Genomic DNA, 20,537 nt, shown 5'->3' on the forward strand with positions numbered 1-20,537 from the left:
CCGACCGGTGACCGGCCGACCGGTGACCGGCCCGCGCGCGGCCGGTACGCCACCGGTCAGTTCAGGGGGATGACGACCTCGTCCTCGACGGGCGGGTCGATCTCCTGGGCCCGTCCGCCGGTCGCCGCGAAGCAGCGCAGCCGGACCGCCTCCCCGGTGACGTCGAGCCGCAGGAACGACTTGAAGAACGGCGGGCTGAACGTGGCCGAACCCGGCGAGAAGAGCTGGGTGTAGAGCTTGCGCACCGGAAGACGGAAACGGGCCCGGCGCTCCGGGCGGCGGCCGGCGCCGAGCAGACTCGCCACCAGACGGACGCGCCGGGTGACCCGTACGGGCTCGCCCCCGGCACGCACGGACGGGACGCCGAGCCGCTCGGCGACGACGGCCATCGCCTCGGCCTCGCTGAGTGTGAGGAGGCGCCGCAGCCGCAGCCGGCGGGCGTACACCCTGCTGTAGAAGGCCAGGGAGTCGCCGCGCAGCGGGTAGCAGCGGAACTCGGACTCGGTGACGTTCGCGACGGAGACGCGCGGGATGGTGTGCGTGGCGTGCATGAACGCCCCCCCGCCGCCGGAGACGACGTACTGGAGGGTGCGGCCGTCCACGTCGACCGGGTAGCGCTGGTAGTTGTGGATGTCGCCGCCGATCGCGGCCACATAGCGGTGGGCCGGGTCGCGCACGATGTCGTCGACGGTGCCGCCGCCGTCGATGGGGCAGGGATGGTGCTCGCCGTCCACGTACAGCGGCGACCCGGTGAGGAGGATCTTCGGGCGGGGCCCCCGCGAGACCTCCCGCAGCCAGGCGCCCTGTTCGGCGTCGATCGTGCCGAGCAGGCCGGTGTCGATGCCGACGATCCGGACCGGACCCGCGTCGATCGCCCAGTACGGGCCCGGCTGGACGGCCTGTTGACCCGGATGCGACCTCAACTTGCGTGCCTCGGTGAGGCGTTGCTCGTCCACCGGACGCGGCCGGTGCCACAGCAGCGCACGCCACCAGGCGCGGCCCAGCGGCCGGGGTTTCGGCTCGGGCGGCAGCGGCGGGGCGTCGTCGCAGAAGACGCGCATGAAACCGCCGAGGTCCTCGTACCAGTCGTGGTTCCCCGGTATCGCGTAGATCGGGGCCGGATAGTCCTGGTACGGGCGGAAGAACTTGGTGCCGTAGTCGTCGGTGCTCCCGACCGGGTAGATCACATCGCTGGCGATCACGGCGAACGACGTGTCCCGGCCCGCCTTCAGCAAGCCGGGTACGACCGCGTACTGGGAGTCGTCGCCCGCGCCCGTGTCCCCGATGACCAGGAAGGAGAAGCCGTCGCCCTCCGGTCGCCGGATCACCTTGTCCGCAGGGGCGCCGGTCGCCGCCCGCTGCGCCACCCACCGGGACCGGGTACGGCCCGTGGGGTCCCCGAACCAGGAGGCGACCACCCCGTTGCGGGCGGCCCACAGGACGCGTGGGTCGAGCCAGGACAGCTTCCGCACCCTGGCGGGCAGTAACTGCCGGTAGGAGCCGGGTTCGGCGCCCGTCCAGCCGGCGCCTTCGACGGTATCGCGTGAGGAGTCAGACACGCGGTGCACCGTAACAACGATCACGCCCGGCGCACGAAAGGGGTCCGGCGCATCGAGCGCCGGACCCCCCGCGGTCAACTCGCTTTCTAGTTCAGGGGATCGAGGGTCAGGTAGGCCTGCTGCGGATCGCCGTCGTGGACCAGGGACTCCTGGTTGCCGACGTCGTCGAAGGCGAAGGCGTAGGCCTTGGAGTCGGCCATCCGATCATGGATGATCCGCGCGTAGTGGTTGGTCACCGCGTCCTGGTAGAAGTCGGCCGACGAGGTGTCCGGCTGCTCGGAGTTCACCAGGAGCGTGGAGCGGTTGAAAGCGGCGCACAGGGTGCGGGAGATGGGGCCGCGCACGTCGTCGTTCGGCGCGTCCAGCTGCTTGTGGCAGCCGAAGACGCTGTCGGCGTCCGGCTTCGGGAAGCTGGTGACGACGGAGCCCGAGGTGTCGGTGAAGTTCATGACGTCACCCGAGACCCGGCCGTAGTAGCGGATGTCGGGCCGGTCCCCGAAGGGGGTGACGGTGAGCGTGGTTCCGGCGTACTTCTGCCACACCCGGTTGACGTAGTCGTCCATCACGTCGCCCGGCAGGTCGCCGTTCTCCATGCCGTGCCCGGGTGCGAGCACCCGCAGCTCGGTGCCGTCGGACCGGGTCTGGATCAGACCGCCCCAGCCGCCGCCCTGCGCCCGCAGGGCGTCGAACACGGCGTGGTAGCCGCCCGCCTTGAGGCGCCCGGTGGTGAGGGTGCTCCCGTCGGCGCGCCGGACACCCACCGAGTACGGCGCCGAGAACATGTCCACCTGCGTGCTGTTGAGCCACAGCCCGGCGTCGTTCAGCGTGTACTCGGACCAGTTGAAGAGGATGTCGTGGTTGGGGTCGCTCGGGTTCTGCACGGCGGGCTGGACCAGTCCGCCCGTGGTCAGCCTGAAGTCGAGCTTCTGGCCGTAGGAGAAGTAGATCCGGCCGGAGAACTTGGGGATCCGGATGGTCGCCGACTGCCCGGCGGCCGGCCCCGGGATCGAGGCGTCGGGCGCGGGCGTCGGCGGGTTGCCGCCCTCCGGCCAGGCGTGGAAGGTGCCGTCCGCGTCGGCCCAGCCCTGCTGACCGGTCGCCAGGGACGTGCCGATGTCGTAGATGTACAGCTGCTCGCCGCGGCCGGAGTCGTTGGTCACCTCCAGCGGGATCGTGTCGGGCACCGCCGCATCGGCCGTCGTGGGGACGCCGAATCCGAGCAGGGCGCCGACGAGGGCCGTCGCGGCCCCTGCCGACGCGAGCACCTTGAGTCTGCTGAGCACGCTCCACCTCCGTGGGGGATTGGGGGGATACGGAGTTGGTTGGTCCGTACCTGAAGTGAGAGCGCTCTCAGAATTCCGTCCAGGGTGCGTTCATGTCAATCCAAGCCTGTTGTGCACTCCCACCACCGCAGCCACAGCGTGCAGACCCGGGCCCCGCACATCTACCTGCGCTGGCGCAACGCCAACGCCCGCCACCCCGGCGTACTCGCTGCCCAGCACAAGGAACACGCCCGCATCCGCAGCGAGAAGGGCATCCGCTGGGGCGGACAGGCCAGGGCAACCGCAGCCTGATACTGGAGCCGGTCGGCGTCGACAGCGGACGACTAGGGCTCAGACCCGCAGGCGGACCGGTACTCGTCCAAGAGACGGAAGAACACCGTCAGCGGGTCCTCTCCATCGGCATGCCGCTCGATGGCATCAGCCCAGCCATAAGACATTGACCAGCCTCGACGAGCGCGCAGCCACTCGGCGAACGGACCACCGGGCGACAGAGCGAAAGGCTCGTCGACCCCGTGAACGGACAAAGCCGTGGCATAGCCGATCAAGATGTTTTGCAAGTCCCGCAGGCACTCCTGGCGAACCCACATGGACGGACGCAGCCGGATCTGGTCCAGGACGTCCTGGACGTCCCGGCACTGGTCGATTGGTCGCGGACCTTGCCCCTGGTCAACTGACACAGACCGGACTCTACGACCTGACCCGGTGAACCTTCCCGGTCACGGCACTAGATGATCAATTCCAAGGGATACCTGCGGAGGGTGTGGGGTGGGCGGCGGCCATAGCCACCGCGAGACGGTCAGGTGGCGTGCTGCCGGTCCTGGTTGTCGAGGTGGCAGCGGGCAGTCAGGCGTCAGGGTCGACTTCGGGGTGCGTAAACCGCACGGGCTTGCTCAGCGACCGGGCGTAGGCGATTTCGGCTCGGGTGCTGTCTCCGATGTAGTCGCCGACTACGAGCACCTCATCAGCGAGCCGGATCTTCGCCCGGTGCAGATCGTCGAGTCGAACCTTCAGCGCCTCAGCCTCGACAGGATCGGACCAAAGTTCGTGCGGCGACTTCATGTCACAGCCCGGTTTGACGACAATCTTTCCGGCTTTGGTCTCCCGCAGATCGGCCTCGGTCATCTCGGTCATGAAGCGGGTGGAGCCGCAGATCACGACGATATGCGGGAGGCTCAGCTGCTTCTTCGCGTCGGCGAGCTTCTCCTCGGGGGTGAGCAGTTGCGTGTATGACACTGGTTCCTCCTGGTGGTGTGGTCCAAGGGGTGCCTGCGGAGACGAGAACGAGGGTGTCCAAGATCGTTTTAATGACGAACGATGTGGACACCCGTTCATATGTCAGCACCAGCCCTGATGGTTTTGGTGACGAGCCGTCACATGTGGGGCCCGGTGCTGTTGAGCACCCGCCCCGCTGGAGGACTGCAAGCCTCCGGTGAGGCGGGTTATTGCTGTGTGCGGTGCGCCGTTCGATCGCGCAGTAAGAGCCACGTCCTGGTGGGGCCCCGCCCGGTTGGTCGGCTGCGTCCAGGAGCGTGGCGTAGGCGGGCGGGCCTGCTTTCCTACGTGTGCGCTCTTCGTTCGGGACCGGGCCGTGGGCGGGGCGTGTCCGGACGCCCGTAGCCACGGGCCGCCCGCCCCGCGCCCAGCGCTCCCTATTCGAACCGCGAGATGTCGCCCGCGCCCCGCCGTACGATCTCCGCCTCGCCACCGGAGAAGTCGATGACCGTGGTCGGCTCGGTGCCGCAGTCACCGGAGTCGACCACCGCGTCCACCACGTGGTCGAGCCGGTCCTTGATCTCCCAGCCCTGCGTCAACGGCTCCTCCTCGTCCGGCAGCAGCAGCGTGCTGGACAGCAGCGGCTCGCCGAGCTCCGTGAGCAGGGCCTGGGTGACGACGTGGTCGGGGATGCGCACCCCGACGGTCTTCTTCTTGGGATGCTGCAACATGCGCGGCACCTCCCTCGTGGCGGGGAGGATGAAGGTGTAACTGCCGGGCGTGGACGCCTTGATGGACCGGAAGACGTCGTTGTCGATCCGCACGAACTGGCCGAGCTGCGCGAAGTCCTGGCACACCAGGGTGAAGTGGTGCCGGTCGTCCAGGTGCCGGATCGTCCGGATCCGCTCGATACCGTCCCGGCTGCCCAGCCGGCAGCCCAGGGCGTAGCACGAGTCGGTCGGATACGCGATCAGCGCGCCGTCGCGCACGCTGTCCGCGACCTGACGGATCGCGCGCGGCTGCGGATTGTCGGGGTGCACGTCGAAATACTTCGCCATCCGCCGAGCTTAAGCCGAACCGCCCGCACGGCTGCGCAGGGGCCTGCCGATGGCCGGTACGCGCCGCGGAGCCGCTGTGCGGCCACCACGGCACTCGCCCGCGCCGTGTCAACTGCTCGCGCTTGGAATTCACAGGCGTACTTCCCGGATCCGGGGGAAGCAGGGTTCTGGAACCGCTCGGGAGCTGTCCCCCCGGCCTCGGGCGTGCGGCTTCGCCGGTGTTCACCACCCCCCCCGTGAACCGCCGGCGAAGCCGCCTTTCCGTGCGCTTGCCCGATCGTGCGGTGCGCCCTGGTCCGGACCGGAGGGATACCGCCTGGTAACGTCGCCGACCGGAAACACCGAGGTCAAGGCCACGGACATGGGACGGATGAGGAGAGGGCCGACAATGGCCGGGCGAGAGGACGGGACCGACGGGGCCGCCGGAGTGCACGGACGGGCCGACCGGGCGTCCTGGGCCGAGGGACTCCTCGACCAACTGCGGCCGACCGGCCGGGACGTGCGCAAGGTCGTCGCCTGGCTCGCGGCGTCCGTACAAGGAACCGCCTGCCTGCTGGACGGCGGCGGCACCCTGCTGGCGGGGGAGCAGGTGCGCCTGGACGAGGGCGTGGTCGCGGACATCGTCTCCGGCCGGATCGCCTCCGCCGCGTTGGAGGACGGCGGACAGCATGTCCGCCTGGTGCGGGTGGGAGGCCCGCGTCCGCAGTCGGCCCGGACCCGGGTCCTGGCCGTCTGCCGCGCCGAGCCCTTCGACCGGCAGACCGCGGAGATGGTCACCCATACCGCCGGAGTGCTCGAACTCCTGCTGCGGGCCCACGAGTCGACCGTCGCCGGGCACCGGCTCGAAAAGGCGACGGCGGCCCTGCGGCTGGCGATCCTCCAACTGCTGATGGTGGAGGACACCGTCTCCGCCCGCCGGGTGGCCGCGGGTCTGTGGCCCGGACTGCTCGACACGGACGCCGCCTGGGTCTACGTCGTCGAGGCCCACCGCGCCGAACGCGACCGGCTGGCCGCCGAGTGCCTGGACGCCACCGAAGAGCGGGCCCTGGTGGTGCTCTGCCCGGCGGTGGACGAGCACGTGATCGTGGTCGTGCCCGCCGAGGCCGACGGCAGCAACCTGCGCTCACTGGTGGGCACGCGTCCGCGCACGTTCCTGGGCGGCAGCATCCGGCACAGTCTGGCGCGGACCGCGACCGCGTACGGGCAGGCCGTGAGCGCCCTCGCGGTCGCCCGGTTCCGCCCGGAGGGGGCCGCCGTGTACGCCGAGCGCAGTCACCCCGAGCGCCTGATGGACCCCGAGGCGCTGCGCGCCTGGTCAACCCGGCTGCTGCGGCCGCTGGACACGCTGGCGCACCACACGCGCGCGGAACTGCTCGCCACCACCCGGCTGGGCCTGGAGTTCACCGCGGTGAGCGCGGCGAAGGTCCTCGGAGTGAGCCGCAACACGGTACGGGCCCGTATGGAGCGGGTGGAGGGACTGCTCGGCGCGGACTTCGGCAGCCTGACCGCCCGGGCCGCCGTCCACCTCGCCCTGAACACCCAGGCCGGCCTGGACCACCAGCCGGCCGCGGGCCCGGCGCCGCGGACGGGCCCGGTCCGCTTCGGCGACCTGCTGGCCGGACCGGCGCTGCGCACCTGGGCCCGCGAACTCCTCGGCCGGCTGACGGCGGACGCGCGTGACCTGCGCGGCACCCTGCGCACCTGGATCACCGCCGGCGGCAACGCCGAGCGCGCCGCGCAACTGCTCGGCGTGCACGCGCAGACGGTCCGCGAGCACGTCCGCGGTGTGGAACCCGTCCTGGAACGCCAGCTCCTCGCCGCCGGCAGCGACCTGTACGAGGTCGTCCTGGCCCACCTGGCACTGGGCGACCTCGAACCGCCCGCCCTCGGCGCGGAGTAAGACGGGCATTCCGGACTCACTTGTGCACGGGTGAGCCATCCGTCGGACCGAGGGAGCATCGGCGCGATACCCAACCGCTGCCCGGTACACATAGGTTCAACGAGCCGCGGCCACGGGACCGGAACGGGGGACCGGTCCCGTGGCGGCCGGACGCCGGCAATTCTCTTTCGGCGCTCGATGCTTTCACCCGCTCCACCAGCAAGGACGTCCTGTCGGTGCGATGGGAGAGCCTCCGGGCATGAGCTACGACTTGGCTGTATGGGAAGGGGAGCACCCAGCAGACGACAGGACGGCCGCGCGAACGTTCACGGATCTCTACGACCGTTACGTCGACACGGACGTGGAGCATCCGCCGGCCGACCGCATAGCGGCCTACGTCGCCGCGCTCCTGGAACGGTGGTGTGACCTGACCGAGGACGAGGAGGACACCTCTCCATGGTCGACCGGACCGTTGATCGGAGAGGCGCGCGGCCCGCTCGTCTACTTCCCGATGCGGTGGAGCATGGCCGAGGAAGCCTCCGCCTATGCGGCGACCCTCGCGCACTCAATGGGACTGGTCTGCTTCGACCCTCAACAGAACCGGCTCAGGCTCTGAAGTCGAGGGGCACGCTCCTCTCAGTTCCCGTCTCATCCAGCCAAGCAGCACGCTCAGACTGATCGAGCTGACCCCGGCGAACCTTCCCGGTCACAGCACTAGGCAGAGCCCCAAACACCTGCAGCAAGCTTCTAGGCCCTGTCGGCCTGGGCGCCGCGGGCCTGCAACCGCCTTGCGGCCAGCAGGAGTTCGCGCGGCGAGCCGTCCGGTGTGCGCACCAGCATCCGGCCGATCGTCTCGCCCTCGTGGTAAATGACGAGGACCTTGCCTTCGGCGGTCAGACGCAGTGTCCGCCACGGGTGGCTCCACAACTGCGTGGTGCCGTCCCACATCTGCAGCCCGCGGTTCGTCACCCGCAACTCGAAGCGGACGGCGTCATACCGTGACGTGGGCGCGCTCATGTCGTACGGGGACCGCACCTCGTACGCGCTCAGCAGGTGCTCGCGGCGCCCGATCCCCTCGTCGCGGGTTCGGGTGACCCGGCCCGCCCGCGCCGCCCGCCACCCCGCGAACGCGCCGCACACCAGGGCGAACGGGACGACCAGCCACCACCGCAGCGGCGTGACGAACCCCTCCACCAGCAGCTGCGCGACCACCATGCAGCCCACCACCGAACCGCTGCTCACCGCGGCACGCCGAATCCGCCGCCGACGCGCGACCCCCGGATCCCCCACCTGCCCCATACGGCCCCCCTCCGAAGCACTGCGATCGTAAACCGTGGACCTACGCCCTGGGCCTGACCTTGAAGGCGTACGCACACCTCATACCGAGCAGCCGCGAGCGGGCCCGGAAGGCTCTGGGGCGAGCGCTCCGGCCGCAGGATCCGCCGCGCTGCGATCTTGTTCCACTTCGAAGTGCCCGGCGGTAGATGACAGACCGTGATGGTCAGGCCGGTTTCGGCGGCCAGCCGGGCGAGGTGGAGTTTCCAGGCCCGGCTGCGGTAGCCGTTGGAGCCGCCCGCATCGGCAGTGATCAACAGTCGTGAAGCCTGCGGGTAGGCGTCGCGGCCCTGGCCGTGCGGATCGACTCCACCGTGGACGCGGCAGTGTCATGGTCGGTGCCGACTTTGACCCAGCCGGTGTTGGCCGCCAGGTCGTAGATTCCATAAGGGACGGCCTTGCCCAGCTGCGGGTCGGCGAAGTCGTGGACGCGCACTGGCATCGGATCGCCCGTCGGCCGCCAGGAAAGGCCGGGGTTTTTGAAGTCGCCGACCAGTTCCATCTTCTTGGTGTCCACGCTGATCACGGGCTGGCCGGCATCCCGGTGGTCACGTGCTCGCTCGTTGATGTAACGGAACTGGGCATCCCGGTCTGCATGCTGACTGCCCTCGAGCGTCTTGGCATTGGCCTGCAGACGGAAACCCTCCTCCCGCAGCAGACCGGCGACGGTGTCGGCACCGACCCTGTGCCCCTGGCGGGTCAGCTCGGCCGCCAGCATAGCGGGTCGACTTGGTCGTCCACCGCAACGGCGACATCGGATCCCCGCGCTCGTCCGGCTCGACCAGACTCAACAGCGCAGTCCGCAGCCCAGGGTCGAGGTCCGCGACGCGTTTGCGTCCGCCGCCCGGCCGCCGCACCCGCCCCAGCAGGGACTCGCCCGCTTCCAGGTCGGACACACCCTTGCGGACCGTTGTCTCGCTTACCCCGGCCGCCCGAGCCACGGCCCGGACACCGCCATGCGCCAGCCCTCGGGCTTCCGCGGCCATCAGCAGCCGCCGCTGCCGTTCGTCCAGGTGCGGGAGCTAACACTGCGAACTTCACAGCAAGTTGATCACGAGTCGTCCGGGATGCGCATACGACATCAACGAGCCCCAGCCCCGAAAGCAACACCTTGATGATCGGCAAGTCCCTAGGGCATCTCGACGCCTTGTCGATCACGCCCCCCGCGCTGGCTCACCACCATCACGATGAAGCCAGTCAGCACAAGCGCGATGCCGGACAGTGCCCACCACTGCCGAAAGTCGAGGTTGAGGGTGTCGGGGGCACTGAGCACCCAGCCGAAGAACAGCTGCCAGCACAGGCCGAAGGCAACCACCAACTGGCCCCAGGCATAGAGGCGCACGCGGCGAACTCCACGCTGGTACTTGGGGAGCACCAAGCCACCCACTTTCATGGGGATCACCCAGCCACGCGTAATCTCCAGTACGCCGGAGACGGCGAAGATCGACGCCCACAGAACAACAGGTATGGTGAAAGTAGGACAGAAGGGCCGGCTCAGGAGGGGGTTCCCTCGCAAGCCGGCCCTTCGTTCAATGCAGCGCGACGCTCGCCTTGGTGGGGGACAGGTGACGGAGGGGACTCGGGTCGTGCTCCGTCAGCATGACGCGGGCGGGATGCTCTGGTCGTACTGGAAGACGTTGTGCGGGTCGTACTTCGCCTTGATCTTTCGCAGCCGGCTGTAGTTGGACTCCCAGTAGGCGGTCTCCCACTCCTGCATGCCGATGTTCGGCACGTTGACGTAGGCGCCGTCCACGTAGGGGCGCAGTGCCTGGCTGAATTCGGCGATCCAGGCCTGTGCCTGCGGGGTGAGCGGGTCGCAGACGCCCGGCTGGTCACTGCGCTTGCCCCAGCCGGCGCCCGGCTCGGCGTAGAAGAGCGCGTCGCGGTGGGGGAACGCCGTGCCGCCGCGGGGACTCTTCCTGACCGCTCCGCCGAACGCCTGAACGAAGTAGTTGCTCTCGTCCGTGGGGGCGTGCTTGATGAACGAGGAGACCACTTCGATCGCCTTGGTCGGGAACGGCTTCCTGGTGAACTGCGAGTAGAACTTCCAGTTCGCGGGCTCGTTCGCGATCGGGGTCTGGAATCCCGCGTACACGTCACCCCAGTTCCCCACCTGCGTCGAAACCTGGGGGCTGCCGATCGACAGGATCGGGGCCAGCAGCTTCTTCGCCTCCGTGGGTGTTCCCTCCGCGAGGACCCCGAACAGCAGGATCTGGTTACGGTGGGCTTCGAGCTGGGTGCCGAGGCGGTCGTTGGTGTGCGGCGCGGTGCGCTGGTAGGCCTCGAAGATCCTGCGCAGGTCGCGGGTCCCGTCCCACGTGGCCTGCAGATACGTGACGCTCTTCAGTGGGGCCAGTTTGTAGGTGAGTGAGGTGACGATTCCGAAGTTGCCGTTCCCCGCTCCGCGCAGCGCCCAGAGCAGGTCCGGGTTGTGGTTCAGATCGGCCTTGATCACCTTGCCGCACTCGGAGCCTTCCGCGACGACGATCTCGGCGCCGATCAGGCTGTCGCAGGCCATGCCGAGCCAGCGGGTGAGGAAGCCGAAGCCGCCGCCGAGCGTGGCGCCGGACAGGCCCACGCTGCCTTCGGTCCCCGTCGTCACCGCGAAGTTCCGCTTGGCGAGCGTGGTCACCGCTTCCAGCTGGTTGAGTCCGGCGCCGACCGTCGCGACACGAGCGGAGCCGTCGATGTGGACCGACTTCAGCTCGCTGATGTCGATCACGAGGCCGCTGTCGACGTTCGACCAGCCCTCAAGGCAGTGGCGGCCGCTCCGGATCCGCAGCGCAACGTCGTTCTGCCGCGCCCACGTCAGCGCGTTGACCACGTCCTGGGTGTTCTGAGCAAAGACGATCACCAGCGGATAGTGGGAGAAGAGCTGGTCCCAGCCGAGCCGCGCGTCGGTGTACGCGGGGTCGTGGGGGCGGACGATGCGGCCGGTCAGCTTCGCCGGCCGGCACTTCGTCGCGTGCCCTTCGGGCCCGGCAACCGCACCGGGGGCTTCGGCGGCCGCGACGCCCGGCACGACGATCGCGCCGGCACCGGCGACCGCCGTCGCCCTGAGCATTCTGCGACGGGAGAGGTCGTTCATGGTTTGTGTCCTTTCGACCGCCAGTGGGTGCGAATCGGCCCTTTAGGGAGCATTTACGCGAAGCGGACGTTAGCAAGGGTGACCACGGTGGACTGTCTCGACACGCTTGTGACCATGGCCGAGGAGACTGACGCCGCAGGTCCCGGCACGAGCCGGACGCGTGTCGCCTCTCAACGGACGCGGCGATGAGTTTTCCCGGACCGGAGAGTCTCACCACTGTTGTCCGACAACACAGGAGGAATCCGTGGCTCAGCTCTTGAGAGTCCCGAACTTCAACGTCTCGAGTGACGGCATCGGCGCCGGCGAGGACCAGAGCCTTGAGAGACCGTTCGGCCACGTCGATCCCGGGAGGCTGTTCGCATGGGCCGGCGCCACGGCGAGCTGGCCCATGCGCACCGATCCCGGGGGGAGCCGGGGCCTCGACGACTACTTCACACGGGACTACGCACGCGACATCGGTGCCGAGATCATGGGCCGCAACAAGTTCGGGCCCCAGCGCGGGCCCTGGCAGGATCATGAGTGGCGCGGTTGGTGGGGTGACGAGCCGCCGTTCCGCACCCCGGTGTTCGTCATGACGCATTACAAGCGTCCGTCGTTCACGCTCTCCGACACCACGTTCCACTTCGTCGACGGCGACCCGGCCGCGGTCCTCGAAGAGGCGCGGGAGGCGGCGCTGGGCAAGGACGTCCGACTCGGCGGCGGGGTCAGCACCGTCCGGGAGTTCCTCGACGCCGACCTCGTCGACACCATGCATGTGGCGGTCTCGCCGGTGAAGCTCGGATCCGGACTACGGCTCTGGGAGTCACCCGAGGAACTGCTCGACCGGTTCCACCTCGACGTCGTGCCCAGCCCGAGCGGCGTGACGCACCACCTGTTCTGGCGAAAGTGACACAAGGGATGCGGGGACGACGCCGTTCATTGGAGAGCGTGTGCCGCGGCCTGAACGGCTCGGGGCTGGTTGAGCAGATCGGTGCTGTCCGTCCACTGGTCCATGCTTCCCACGAGCGCCGACGTCCGAAGGTCCGGGTCCGTGACCGTCCGAGCGAGCGCCTGCGCGAAACGCTCGGCGCGCAGAACCTGGAACGGGCGCGAGTGGTAGGGCCGCCGCTTCGGGTCCACTGGCGCGTTGAGCCCCGACGCGTTCTGAAGAGCGGCGACAACCTCATAGGCATCGCACAGACGCGCTTCCCGGGTCCGGTAGTCCGTCGCAGCCAGCGCACCCCGAACAGCCGGCTCGAGCGACTTCGCCGCGGGGAGCCGGCCGAAGGCGCTGCCGAGCCACTTGCTGTAGGGGGCGTAGCGGCGCTCCAGCAACAGGCAAAGGCGCATCAGGTCACGTACCAGACGAGCAGCCACGACGGCCGAACCGATGTCGTCACCGACTTCCGCGCAGCGCCCCACGAACGCTTCTTCCTGCGAGACGCGCTGCCACTGGCAAGCCAGCAGATACCGCCATACCTGGTCCGGATACCACGCCAGCCGCCGCCGGACGTCGGTGAGAGTACCGAGCCCGTCATGGAAGACCGCTCCGCCCGTGGTCTCGGCAAGCCGCTGCTGCGGCATCGCCAGCCATGCACGAGTGGTCAACTCCGCACCGGCCGAACGCACTCCGAGCTGCTCCGCCAGCCATCCGTCCACGTCGTGCACGTCTACGCGATGGTTCACCGGGCCGTCTGTCGACCGCATTCGGCCGACCGGGTCCAGCGGATCGTCACTCTCCTCGAAGTGGGTGGGCCAGCCGCGGATTTCCTTCGGCAGCCGTTCAGCCAGGGTGCGGCGGATCGCGGCACCGTGCTGAGCCCGGTCCTCGGCGGTCAGGAAGATCTCCAGCCGCGGGCCCCACTCATGATCTGCCGACCGCGGTGTGTCGAAGCCCAGCACCTCGGAGCCGCTGCCGACCCGGGCAGCCGCGTGACGCAGCCCCGGAAACGCGTCTCGAAGGACCGGCTCCACCGCCTCCTCGTACAGGACCCTGGACAACTCGATGCCAGGCACGAACGGGGCCCCGGGGATCGTCATGGCCCAACTGTGCTGGACCTACTCACCTTGAGGCCAGCGGATATCCGCCGGGGTGTGCCGGCCGAAGGAGCGGCGGTAGGCGGCCGGTGTGGTGTGCAGCAGGGTGTGGAAGCGTCTGCGGAGGTTGGCTGCTGAGGACAGGCCGACCTTGGTCGCGATCGTCTCCACGGGGAGGTCCGTCTCCTCCAGGAGGACGCGAGCCCTTGTGACGCGCTGCTGGACCAGCCATCGGCCGGGGCTGGTGCCGAGCTGGTCGGCGAATCTCCGGGCGAGGGTCCGGGGCGAGAGGTTGGCCTGTGCGGCCAGGTCGTCGACGGTGACGGGTCCGTGTGGCGCGTGCGGGCACGGGCGGTCAGGCCCCGGCGACGTTCCTGCCCGGCATCGGCTCCGCCAGCGCCGTCCGCCACTCAGGTGCGCCGAAGGCGTCCGCGAAGTACTGCGTCTCGTGCACCACCCACCCCTGGGCGAATTCCATGATGCTCACCGAGTAGGCGGGCACCCCGTCGTACGTGATGACGCACTCGCTCACCCACAGATCTCCGCCGCCCATGATGCGGTGGACGGTGAAGTGCCGACTGGCGGGGTGCCCGCCACGCTGCGCCGAAATCGTCGCGCGGCCCCGGAACCGTTCACCCGACTGGGGATAGTCGAGGACGGCGTCCGCAGCGTAGATGGCGTGCTCGGCCTCGGTGTCCCCACGTTCCGATGCCCGCCAGTGTTCCTCGAGGGCGGCCCTGGTCCGGATGTCGGCATCCATCGCACTGTCCCTTCCGCACGCGGCCGGGCGGGTCGCCCGCCGACCGCACGCCCCATGCGCACGCCTCCACGACCCCGCCCGAACCCCCGCGCACCACGACCGCCCCCGGCCTGGCCGGAAGCGCGCTCACCCGCCGGGCGGGTTCCGCCTCCCCGCGCGGAGGACTCTCCGGACCCGGCGACGGCCGCACAGGGACGTACACCCAGGGAACGACCCGCCGACCTCATCGGCAAGGCGGGCGCCGGCCGTGCGACGAAGGGGCGCTCAGGAGCGGGCAATCCGGTGGCGCGCGTTGGCCTACGCTGGGGCGATCCGGCCGGGAGAGGGAGAGCGACGCACGTGGACGAGATCGACCGGGCCATCCTGCGCGAGTTGCAGACCGACGGACGGATCGCGTACGCGGATCTCGGCCCCAGGGTCGGGCTGTCCGCGTCCGCCGCCCGCCAGCGGCTCCAGCGCCTGCTGGACTCCAAGGCCGTCCAGGTGGTCGGCGTGACCGATCCCATGGCCATGGGCGGACAGGCCATGGCTCTGCTCGGCATCGGCGTGGACGGCGACCCGCGGGCCGTCGCCGACGAACTGGCCGGACGCCCCGAGGTGGTCTACTCGGTGCTGACCTCCGGCGGCTTCGACCTGTTCGCCGAGGTGGTCGCGCCCGGCCCGCGGGACCTGCTGGACTTCGTCAACGACGTGGTCCGTCCCATCGAGGGCGTACGGCAGGTCCAGTCGTTCCCGTACTTCGGCATCCACACCCACCGGTTCCTGTGGGACGTGGGCTGACCGGGACCCCGCCGGAATCAGCCGCCCTCCGGGAGGTGGGGCGCGAGCACGAGCATCGTCACGTCGTCGCTGACGGTGCCGCAGTGCGCGAGGAGGTCCGCCATGACCCGGTCGGCGAGCTCGGCCGGATCCACGGCGGAGAGCCGGGGGAGCCGGTCGAGCAGGGGGTAGAACGCGCCGGCCGCGTTCCTGGCCTCGGTGACACCGTCGGACGCGAGGAACAGCACGTCACCGCGGCGCAGGGTCAGGACGTGCCCGCCGGGCCGCGGGACGCCGTCGGACAGACCGAGGCCGAGGGGTGTCCACGGCACCAGGTCGACCTCTTCGGCGTGCCCGTCGCGCAGCAGCACCGGCGGGGGATGGCCGCAGGTCACCAGCCGCACCGACCGCGCGTCCCCGTCGAACTCCAGCAGCACGGCGGTCGCGAACAGCTCCGCGTGGCGCACCTCCTGCGAGTCCACCACGAGGCGGCGGTCCAGGGCGGCGGCCACCCCCGGCAGGTCCTTCCGGTCGAGCACCGCCTCCCGGAAGCTGCCGAGCAGCGCGGCGACCGTGGACACGGCGGCCAGGCCGTGCCCCTGCACATCGCCCATGACCGCCCGCACCCCCTCGGGGCCCCGGCGCACGTCGAAGAAGTCCCCGCCCACCAGCGTGCCGCGCTGCGCGGCCAGGTACAGGCCCGCGCACCGCACCGGACCGACCCGCTCGGGCAGCGGCGGCACGACGGCACGCTGCGCGGCCTCGGCCACCGTGCGCTCCAGGTCGAGCTGCGCGTCCCGGCGGCTGCGTACGTAGGACAGGAACACGCTCAGCACGGCGACGAAGGTGACGGTCTCCAGGTCGGTGTTGCCCGGCCGGTTGAGCTGGAAGGCCGGCACGTTCAGCAGGGTCACCACCGTGCAGCCCAGCAGCGCGGTCGCCACCGGCCCGTACGACAGCACCGCCAGTGGCGGGATGGCGCCGAGCAGGAAGCCGATGTCGAGCGGGCTGGGACTCAGCAGCGTGGCCACGCACACCACGAGAGCCAGTACGACCGGTAGCGCACGCACCCAGCGCGGCGGTGGGGCCCCGCGCAACCAGCCACGCCGATGCGGATCCCGACGCCGGACCGGCCCAAGCAGCTTCACCACATCACCACGCTGCTACGCCGGACCGGCACCCGCACGCCGGAACCCACTTCCGCGGCCGGAATCACGTCCCGTGGGCCCGGACCCGGCCCTGCCCGCCGGAGCCTTCGGCGCCGCTTCCGACCGCGCCGCCCGGGCCGCAGTGGTCACTCCGTGTCGCGGGTCAGTTCCGTCTCCGCTGCCGCGAGTATCTCCGTGACTCGGAGGCCGAACGCGGCGTCGCAGGGGTGGGGGCGGCCGGTGCGGGCGGCGGCGAGCAGTGCGTCCGTCGCACGGGCGCAGGCGGCCACGGCGTCCTCGGATGTCTCGGGAAGCAGGGTCACCCCGGCCTCACCCCGCAGCTCGACGGTGGCGCCGGCGGCCGCCGGGGGAGCGGTGAGACTCAGGGTGAGGGTGCTGGACGCGCCGCCCACGTGGTCGAGGACCGCGTGCACCGTGTCGCCGGGACCGTGCGCGGCGGCCGTCACCCGCCGTACGTCGCCGAGGACCGGCAGCAGTACCGACAGGGCGTGCGGGCCGACGTCCCACAGCGCGCCCTTCTCCCGCCGCCACGGCGAGGCGGCGAACGGGCTGTCACCGGTGAACACCGCCCCCAGCCACTGCGCGCGTGCCGTGAACCAGTCCCCGCGGGCCGCCTGCTCGGCGATCCAGGCCGCCGGTTCGGGCTGGAAGCGGGTGGTGAAGAAGACCACCGAGGCCACACCGGTCTCCCGGACGGCCCCGACGACCGCACGGCCCTGTTCCACCGTCGCGGCGAGCGGCTTGTCGAGCAGCAGGTGGCAGTGCGCCCGCGCGGCCTGCACCGCGAGGTCGGCCTGGACGTGCGGGGGCAGCGCCACGGCGACCGCGTCCACCTCCGCCAGCAGGGCGTCGAGGTCGTCGAAGGCGTGGGTGCCGTGCCGTTCGGCGAGATCCTTCGCGGCGGCCGTACGCCGTCCCCATACGCCGGCGAAGTCCAGCTCGTCGTGTCCGCTCAGGGCGGGGGCGTGCACCATCCGTGCCCAGGGGCCGGTGCCGAGCAGTCCGATGCGCATACCGGTGCCTCTCCACTGTGCAGGACAGGGTGGACGACCGGCCGTACGGGCCGGTCGTCACCGAGCGTGTCACAGGACCCGGGTGCCGGAGCAAGCCCACCGACGAAAGCGGGCACGGAACGGGCCCGGTCTGCGCACGCCCGGCGCACACCGGGCATGCGCACGCCGGCCGGGTGGCACGCCGGCTCAGGCGGCCCGCTGCCGCTCGTCGGTGGCGGTCGGGCCCGATGCGGACGCGACCGGGCCGGCCCCGGAGCCGCGGCGGCCACCCGCCAGCAGCCGCAGATGCCCGCGGCGCCCGGCATGGCGGCCCCGCGCCGGAGCCGGGTCCAGCATGCGCTGCTCCACGCGGTCCATGACCACCAGCAGCACGGACACGAGCGGCAGCAGCAGTACGGCGACGAAGACCATGACACCCCCTTGTCCGACAGAGGATCCGGGTGCTCCGTACCGCGCGGTTGATGGGTGCCCTCCGGTGAAGACTTCGTGAGGATCGGGACAGACCGTGATGCCGTCACGGGCCGTCGTTCGTTCGTGGACTGGTTCGGGAAGACGCCGGTTCCCTAGGATGTACTCTCAGTCGAACCGGCCCAGTTGGCGCGGTGGAAACGGCGAATCTGGGGGACTGATGCCTGCGGAGAACCAGCTGTCCACGAACATCGACGAGAACGTGCCGACGGCTGCGCGTATGTACGACCACTACCTGGGTGGCAAGGACAACTACGCGGCCGACCGGTCCGCGTGCGAGGAACTCGACAAGGTCGTCCCCAGCACCCGCCGGCTCGCCCTCAACAACAGGCGCTTCCTGCAACGGGCCGTCCGCACCCTCGCCGAGGAGCACGGCATCCGGCAGTTCCTCGACCACGGCTCCGGCCTGCCCACCCAGAACAACGTCCACCAGGTCGCCCAGCGCGTCGACCCCGAGTCGTACGTGGTCTACGTCGACAACGACCCCATGGTGCTGGTGCACGGCCGGGCCCTGCTGCAGCAGGACGAGCGCACCGCGGTCATACACGCCGACTTGCGGCAGACCGACGAGATCTTCTCGCACCCCGAGACCAAGCGCCTGATCGACTTCTCGCAGCCGGTGGCCGTGCTGTTCAACTCGGTGTTCCACTGCATCCCGGACAGTGAGACCGACGGCCCGCTCGCCGTGGTGGAGCGCGTGCGGGAACGGCTCGCGCCCGGCAGCCTCATGCTCATGTGCCAGTTGGTCAGCGAGGACCCCGAAGTGCGGGCCTTCGTCACCGACTTCATGGACAAGGCCACGCAGGGCCACTGGGGCCGGGTGCGCCAGGAGAAGGACGTCGCCGCGTTGTTCGAGGGCCTGGAGCTTCTCGAGCCGGGTCTGGTCGAGGTGTCCACCTGGCGGCCGGACACCGAGGTGGCACCCCGCCAACTCACCCACGAATGGGTGGAGTTCGGCGGTATAGGCCTGCTCCGCTGACGCCAGGACGCGAAGAAGCTAGGGCGCGGACGCGTACCGGTCGTTGGCCGTCTTGCGCAGCAGCGCCAGGGACTCCTGCGGCGTGAGGGCCTCGTCGGCCAGCCGGTCCAGGGCGATCCGGTACTCCTCCGTCTCGTCGCGGTCCTCGAGGAAGTTGGCGCTCCTGATGTGTTCGAGGTAGACGACGTCGGGCAGGTCCAGGCCGCCGAACCGGAGATAGGTGATCGGGATGGCGGGCGCGGACGCGTTGGTCACGTCCAGCGGGACGACCTGCAGGGTCACGTTGGGGCGCTGCGCCATGTCGACGAGGTGGTCGAGCTGTTCGCGCATGACCTCACGGCTGCCCAGAACGCGCAGCAGGACCGATTCGTCGATGACCGCCCACAGCTGAGGCGCGTCCTTCCGCAGCAGCAACTCGGCCCGCCGCATGCGCAGTTCGACGCGCCGCTGCACCTCGTTCGCCGAGGCGGTGGGCAGCCCGCGCTCCACCACGGCCCGGGTGTACGCCCCGGTCTGGAGCAGACCGGGTACGTACTGGATCTCGAAGGTGCGGATCGCGGCGGCCGCCTCCTGGAGGCCGACCAGCCGGTCGAACCACTCGGGCATCAGCCGCTTGTCGTAGCGCTGCCACCAGCCCGGCTCGCCCGCCCGCCGCAGCAGCCTGAGCAGGACAGAGGACTCGTACTCGTCGGTGCCGTACAGCTTCAGCAGGGCGCGGACGTCGCCCTCGGCCGGAGGGCGGCGTCCCTTGCCCGACTCGATGCGTGAGAGCTTCGCGGCGCTGAACCCGAGTTCGCGCGCCGACTGCTCCTGGGACATCCCGGCGTCCTCGCGGAAGCCCGCGAGCTGGACGCCGACCAGCATCTTCAGCAGAGTCGGGGCCGGCTCGGACCGGTCCAGATAGGGTTCGAGTCGGGAGATGCGATGTGGCTCGGCGGACATCCTGACTCCCAGTAGACCGGCAGACTGAGACGTCACCGTACCGCACCGTACGGCTGCGGAGGGCACTCGCCGGGGGAAGTCGGCACGTCCCCTCCGCTTCCCGGCGGGCGGCCGCGTTCACAGCAGATGGTCGAACTCGCCGTCCTTGGCACCGGCCAGGAACGCGGCCACCTCGGCGGGGGTGTAGACCAGCGCGGGGCCGTCGGGGTCACGGGAGTTGCGCAGCGCGATGCCGCCGCCGACCAGAGCGGCGACTTCGACGCAGTTGCCTTCGGCGTTGCTGTGCCGGCTCTTGATCCAGCGGGCGTCCAGCGAACTGGCCCGCACTCCGTTCCGCACTGGTGGCATCGCGGTCTCCTTGCTGTTCACGTTCGCACGCCCGCTCGCACTTTCACGAGAAATTTCGCGTGCAATTGCACACGGACGCTGTCAGCGTGGATAATAGCCGGGGCGTCAACCCCTTGTGGACGCCGTTCGGTGACGTCGCATCAGGGAGATGACGTGCCCTCACCAGTGAGCCGAGAGCTCGAAGTGCCGAGCGCGGCCGCCGTGATCGCGCCGTGGGCGGAGGGGACCCCCGGCGCGATCGCGGCCGCGGCACTGCGCATCGACTGCGGCCGGGAGGGATTCGCCCGGGCCCGCGCCTTCACGCGCGAGACCCTGGGCAGATGGTCGCTCGGCCACTGCGCCGACGACGCAGCCCTCGTCGTCACCGAACTCTCGGCCAACGCGGCGACGCACGCGGTGCCGTACGCCCCGCCCGGTGACACGGCCGTGTGGCTCGGGCTCGCCGTCGACGCCGCACAACTGGTCATCACCGTCTCCGACCCCTGCGCCGGTCGGCCCCTGTGCCGCACCCCGGCGGGCTTCGGCCTGCTGGAGCACGGCCGGGGACTGCGCATGGTCGACGCCCTGGCCGAGGACTGGGGCTGGACCCCGAGGCCCCCGGCCGGCAAGTCGGTCTGGGCGAGGCTGTCGACGCGTCCACCCCACTGAACCGCCGTTCCCCCCTTACGA

The 20,537-nt window shown here is 70.3% G+C and carries 21 protein-coding genes and 3 pseudogenes; 7 read left to right on the forward strand and 17 right to left on the reverse strand.

Annotation, left to right across the window (positions count from 1 at the left end; translation table 11 throughout):
- Window positions 1–56: 56 nt before the first annotated feature.
- Both ACF09J_RS27635 and ACF09J_RS27640 read right to left on the reverse strand, forming a co-directional pair.
- Window positions 57–1,559, reverse strand: a complete 1,503-nt coding sequence (locus ACF09J_RS27635) for a metallophosphoesterase family protein (protein WP_392308164.1) — start codon at window positions 1,557–1,559, stop codon at window positions 57–59.
- Between the two features lie 86 nt (window positions 1,560–1,645).
- On the reverse strand, window positions 1,646–2,842 hold the full coding sequence (locus ACF09J_RS27640; protein ID WP_392308165.1) for a glycoside hydrolase family 64 protein: 1,197 nt from the start codon (window positions 2,840–2,842) through the stop codon (window positions 1,646–1,648).
- A gap of 123 nt (window positions 2,843–2,965) precedes the next feature.
- Here ACF09J_RS27640 and ACF09J_RS27645 point away from each other — a divergent pair.
- Window positions 2,966–3,133, forward strand: a pseudogene (locus ACF09J_RS27645) (IS630 family transposase); the annotation flags it as partial.
- 32 nt (window positions 3,134–3,165) lie between these two features.
- On the opposite strand, the gene ACF09J_RS27650 reads toward ACF09J_RS27645, so the two are convergent.
- The 3 genes from ACF09J_RS27650 to ACF09J_RS27660 form a co-directional block, all read right to left on the reverse strand.
- On the reverse strand, window positions 3,166–3,519 hold the full coding sequence (locus ACF09J_RS27650) for a hypothetical protein (protein ID WP_392308166.1): 354 nt from the start codon (window positions 3,517–3,519) through the stop codon (window positions 3,166–3,168).
- A gap of 166 nt (window positions 3,520–3,685) precedes the next feature.
- Window positions 3,686–4,075 carry a hypothetical protein gene (locus ACF09J_RS27655; RefSeq protein WP_392308167.1) on the reverse strand — a complete coding sequence of 130 codons (390 nt, stop codon included), beginning with the start codon at window positions 4,073–4,075 and terminating at the stop codon, window positions 3,686–3,688.
- A 416-nt stretch (window positions 4,076–4,491) separates the two neighbouring features.
- Window positions 4,492–5,112, reverse strand: a complete 621-nt coding sequence (locus ACF09J_RS27660; RefSeq protein WP_392308168.1) for an L-threonylcarbamoyladenylate synthase — start codon at window positions 5,110–5,112, stop codon at window positions 4,492–4,494.
- A gap of 388 nt (window positions 5,113–5,500) precedes the next feature.
- On the opposite strand from ACF09J_RS27660, the gene ACF09J_RS27665 reads away from it, so the two are divergent.
- Both ACF09J_RS27665 and ACF09J_RS27670 read left to right on the forward strand, forming a co-directional pair.
- Window positions 5,501–7,012, forward strand: coding sequence for a helix-turn-helix domain-containing protein (locus ACF09J_RS27665; RefSeq protein WP_392308169.1), 1,512 nt, complete (start codon window positions 5,501–5,503; stop codon window positions 7,010–7,012).
- Between the two features lie 238 nt (window positions 7,013–7,250).
- Window positions 7,251–7,607, forward strand: coding sequence for a hypothetical protein (locus ACF09J_RS27670; protein WP_392308170.1), 357 nt, complete (start codon window positions 7,251–7,253; stop codon window positions 7,605–7,607).
- A 131-nt stretch (window positions 7,608–7,738) separates the two neighbouring features.
- On the opposite strand, the gene ACF09J_RS27675 is transcribed toward ACF09J_RS27670, so the two are convergent.
- From ACF09J_RS27675 to ACF09J_RS27690, 4 genes and pseudogenes are all read right to left on the reverse strand, one after another.
- On the reverse strand, window positions 7,739–8,206 hold the full coding sequence (locus ACF09J_RS27675) for a hypothetical protein (protein ID WP_392308171.1): 468 nt from the start codon (window positions 8,204–8,206) through the stop codon (window positions 7,739–7,741).
- A gap of 227 nt (window positions 8,207–8,433) precedes the next feature.
- Window positions 8,434–9,401, reverse strand: a pseudogene (locus ACF09J_RS27680) (ISAzo13 family transposase); the annotation flags it as partial.
- Window positions 9,402–9,455: 54 nt separating this feature from the next.
- Window positions 9,456–9,668, reverse strand: a complete 213-nt coding sequence (locus ACF09J_RS27685; protein ID WP_392308172.1) for a hypothetical protein — start codon at window positions 9,666–9,668, stop codon at window positions 9,456–9,458.
- A 252-nt stretch (window positions 9,669–9,920) separates the two neighbouring features.
- Window positions 9,921–11,414: an FAD-binding oxidoreductase gene (locus ACF09J_RS27690; protein ID WP_392308173.1), complete on the reverse strand. Its 1,494-nt coding sequence runs from the start codon at window positions 11,412–11,414 to the stop codon at window positions 9,921–9,923.
- A gap of 244 nt (window positions 11,415–11,658) precedes the next feature.
- On the opposite strand from ACF09J_RS27690, the gene ACF09J_RS27695 reads away from it, so the two are divergent.
- A complete protein-coding gene (locus ACF09J_RS27695; protein WP_392308174.1) occupies window positions 11,659–12,303 on the forward strand; it encodes a dihydrofolate reductase family protein in 645 nt (214 codons plus the stop codon).
- A 26-nt stretch (window positions 12,304–12,329) separates the two neighbouring features.
- Here ACF09J_RS27695 and ACF09J_RS27700 read toward each other — a convergent pair whose 3' ends face one another.
- The 3 genes and pseudogenes from ACF09J_RS27700 to ACF09J_RS27710 form a co-directional block, all read right to left on the reverse strand.
- Complete coding sequence (locus ACF09J_RS27700) at window positions 12,330–13,433, reverse strand: DUF4037 domain-containing protein (RefSeq protein WP_392308175.1); 1,104 nt, start codon at window positions 13,431–13,433, stop codon at window positions 12,330–12,332.
- An 18-nt stretch (window positions 13,434–13,451) separates the two neighbouring features.
- Window positions 13,452–13,757 (reverse strand): annotated as a pseudogene (locus ACF09J_RS27705) (helix-turn-helix domain-containing protein); the annotation flags it as partial.
- Between the two features lie 28 nt (window positions 13,758–13,785).
- On the reverse strand, window positions 13,786–14,190 hold the full coding sequence (locus ACF09J_RS27710; protein ID WP_392308176.1) for a nuclear transport factor 2 family protein: 405 nt from the start codon (window positions 14,188–14,190) through the stop codon (window positions 13,786–13,788).
- Between the two features lie 339 nt (window positions 14,191–14,529).
- On the opposite strand from ACF09J_RS27710, the gene ACF09J_RS27715 reads away from it, so the two are divergent.
- On the forward strand, window positions 14,530–14,970 hold the full coding sequence (locus ACF09J_RS27715; RefSeq protein ID WP_392308177.1) for an Lrp/AsnC family transcriptional regulator: 441 nt from the start codon (window positions 14,530–14,532) through the stop codon (window positions 14,968–14,970).
- A gap of 17 nt (window positions 14,971–14,987) precedes the next feature.
- Here ACF09J_RS27715 and ACF09J_RS27720 read toward each other — a convergent pair whose 3' ends face one another.
- The 3 genes from ACF09J_RS27720 to ACF09J_RS27730 all read right to left on the reverse strand — a co-directional run bounded on the left by ACF09J_RS27720 (window position 14,988) and on the right by ACF09J_RS27730 (window position 17,542).
- Window positions 14,988–16,097, reverse strand: coding sequence for a PP2C family protein-serine/threonine phosphatase (locus ACF09J_RS27720; RefSeq protein WP_392308329.1), 1,110 nt, complete (start codon window positions 16,095–16,097; stop codon window positions 14,988–14,990).
- A gap of 146 nt (window positions 16,098–16,243) precedes the next feature.
- On the reverse strand, window positions 16,244–17,131 hold the full coding sequence (locus ACF09J_RS27725) for a Gfo/Idh/MocA family protein (RefSeq protein WP_392308178.1): 888 nt from the start codon (window positions 17,129–17,131) through the stop codon (window positions 16,244–16,246).
- Window positions 17,132–17,317: 186 nt separating this feature from the next.
- Window positions 17,318–17,542 carry a hypothetical protein gene (locus ACF09J_RS27730; RefSeq protein WP_392308179.1) on the reverse strand — a complete coding sequence of 75 codons (225 nt, stop codon included), beginning with the start codon at window positions 17,540–17,542 and terminating at the stop codon, window positions 17,318–17,320.
- Window positions 17,543–17,759: 217 nt separating this feature from the next.
- Between ACF09J_RS27730 and ACF09J_RS27735 the strand changes: the two genes are divergently transcribed.
- Complete coding sequence (locus ACF09J_RS27735) at window positions 17,760–18,578, forward strand: SAM-dependent methyltransferase (protein ID WP_392308180.1); 819 nt, start codon at window positions 17,760–17,762, stop codon at window positions 18,576–18,578.
- Between the two features lie 18 nt (window positions 18,579–18,596).
- On the opposite strand, the gene ACF09J_RS27740 is transcribed toward ACF09J_RS27735, so the two are convergent.
- Both ACF09J_RS27740 and ACF09J_RS27745 read right to left on the reverse strand, forming a co-directional pair.
- Window positions 18,597–19,520 carry a helix-turn-helix domain-containing protein gene (locus tag ACF09J_RS27740; protein ID WP_392308181.1) on the reverse strand — a complete coding sequence of 308 codons (924 nt, stop codon included), beginning with the start codon at window positions 19,518–19,520 and terminating at the stop codon, window positions 18,597–18,599.
- A 117-nt stretch (window positions 19,521–19,637) separates the two neighbouring features.
- The gene (locus ACF09J_RS27745) at window positions 19,638–19,868 is read right to left on the reverse strand and encodes a DUF397 domain-containing protein (RefSeq protein WP_392308182.1); all 231 of its coding nucleotides are present in this window, start codon (window positions 19,866–19,868) and stop codon (window positions 19,638–19,640) included.
- A gap of 153 nt (window positions 19,869–20,021) precedes the next feature.
- Between ACF09J_RS27745 and ACF09J_RS27750 the strand changes: the two genes are divergently transcribed.
- A complete protein-coding gene (locus tag ACF09J_RS27750; RefSeq protein WP_392308183.1) occupies window positions 20,022–20,516 on the forward strand; it encodes an ATP-binding protein in 495 nt (164 codons plus the stop codon).
- Window positions 20,517–20,537: the final 21 nt, after the last annotated feature.

The organism is Streptomyces sp. NPDC014889, assembly GCF_043081205.1.
Lineage (GTDB): Bacteria > Actinomycetota > Actinomycetes > Streptomycetales > Streptomycetaceae > Streptomyces.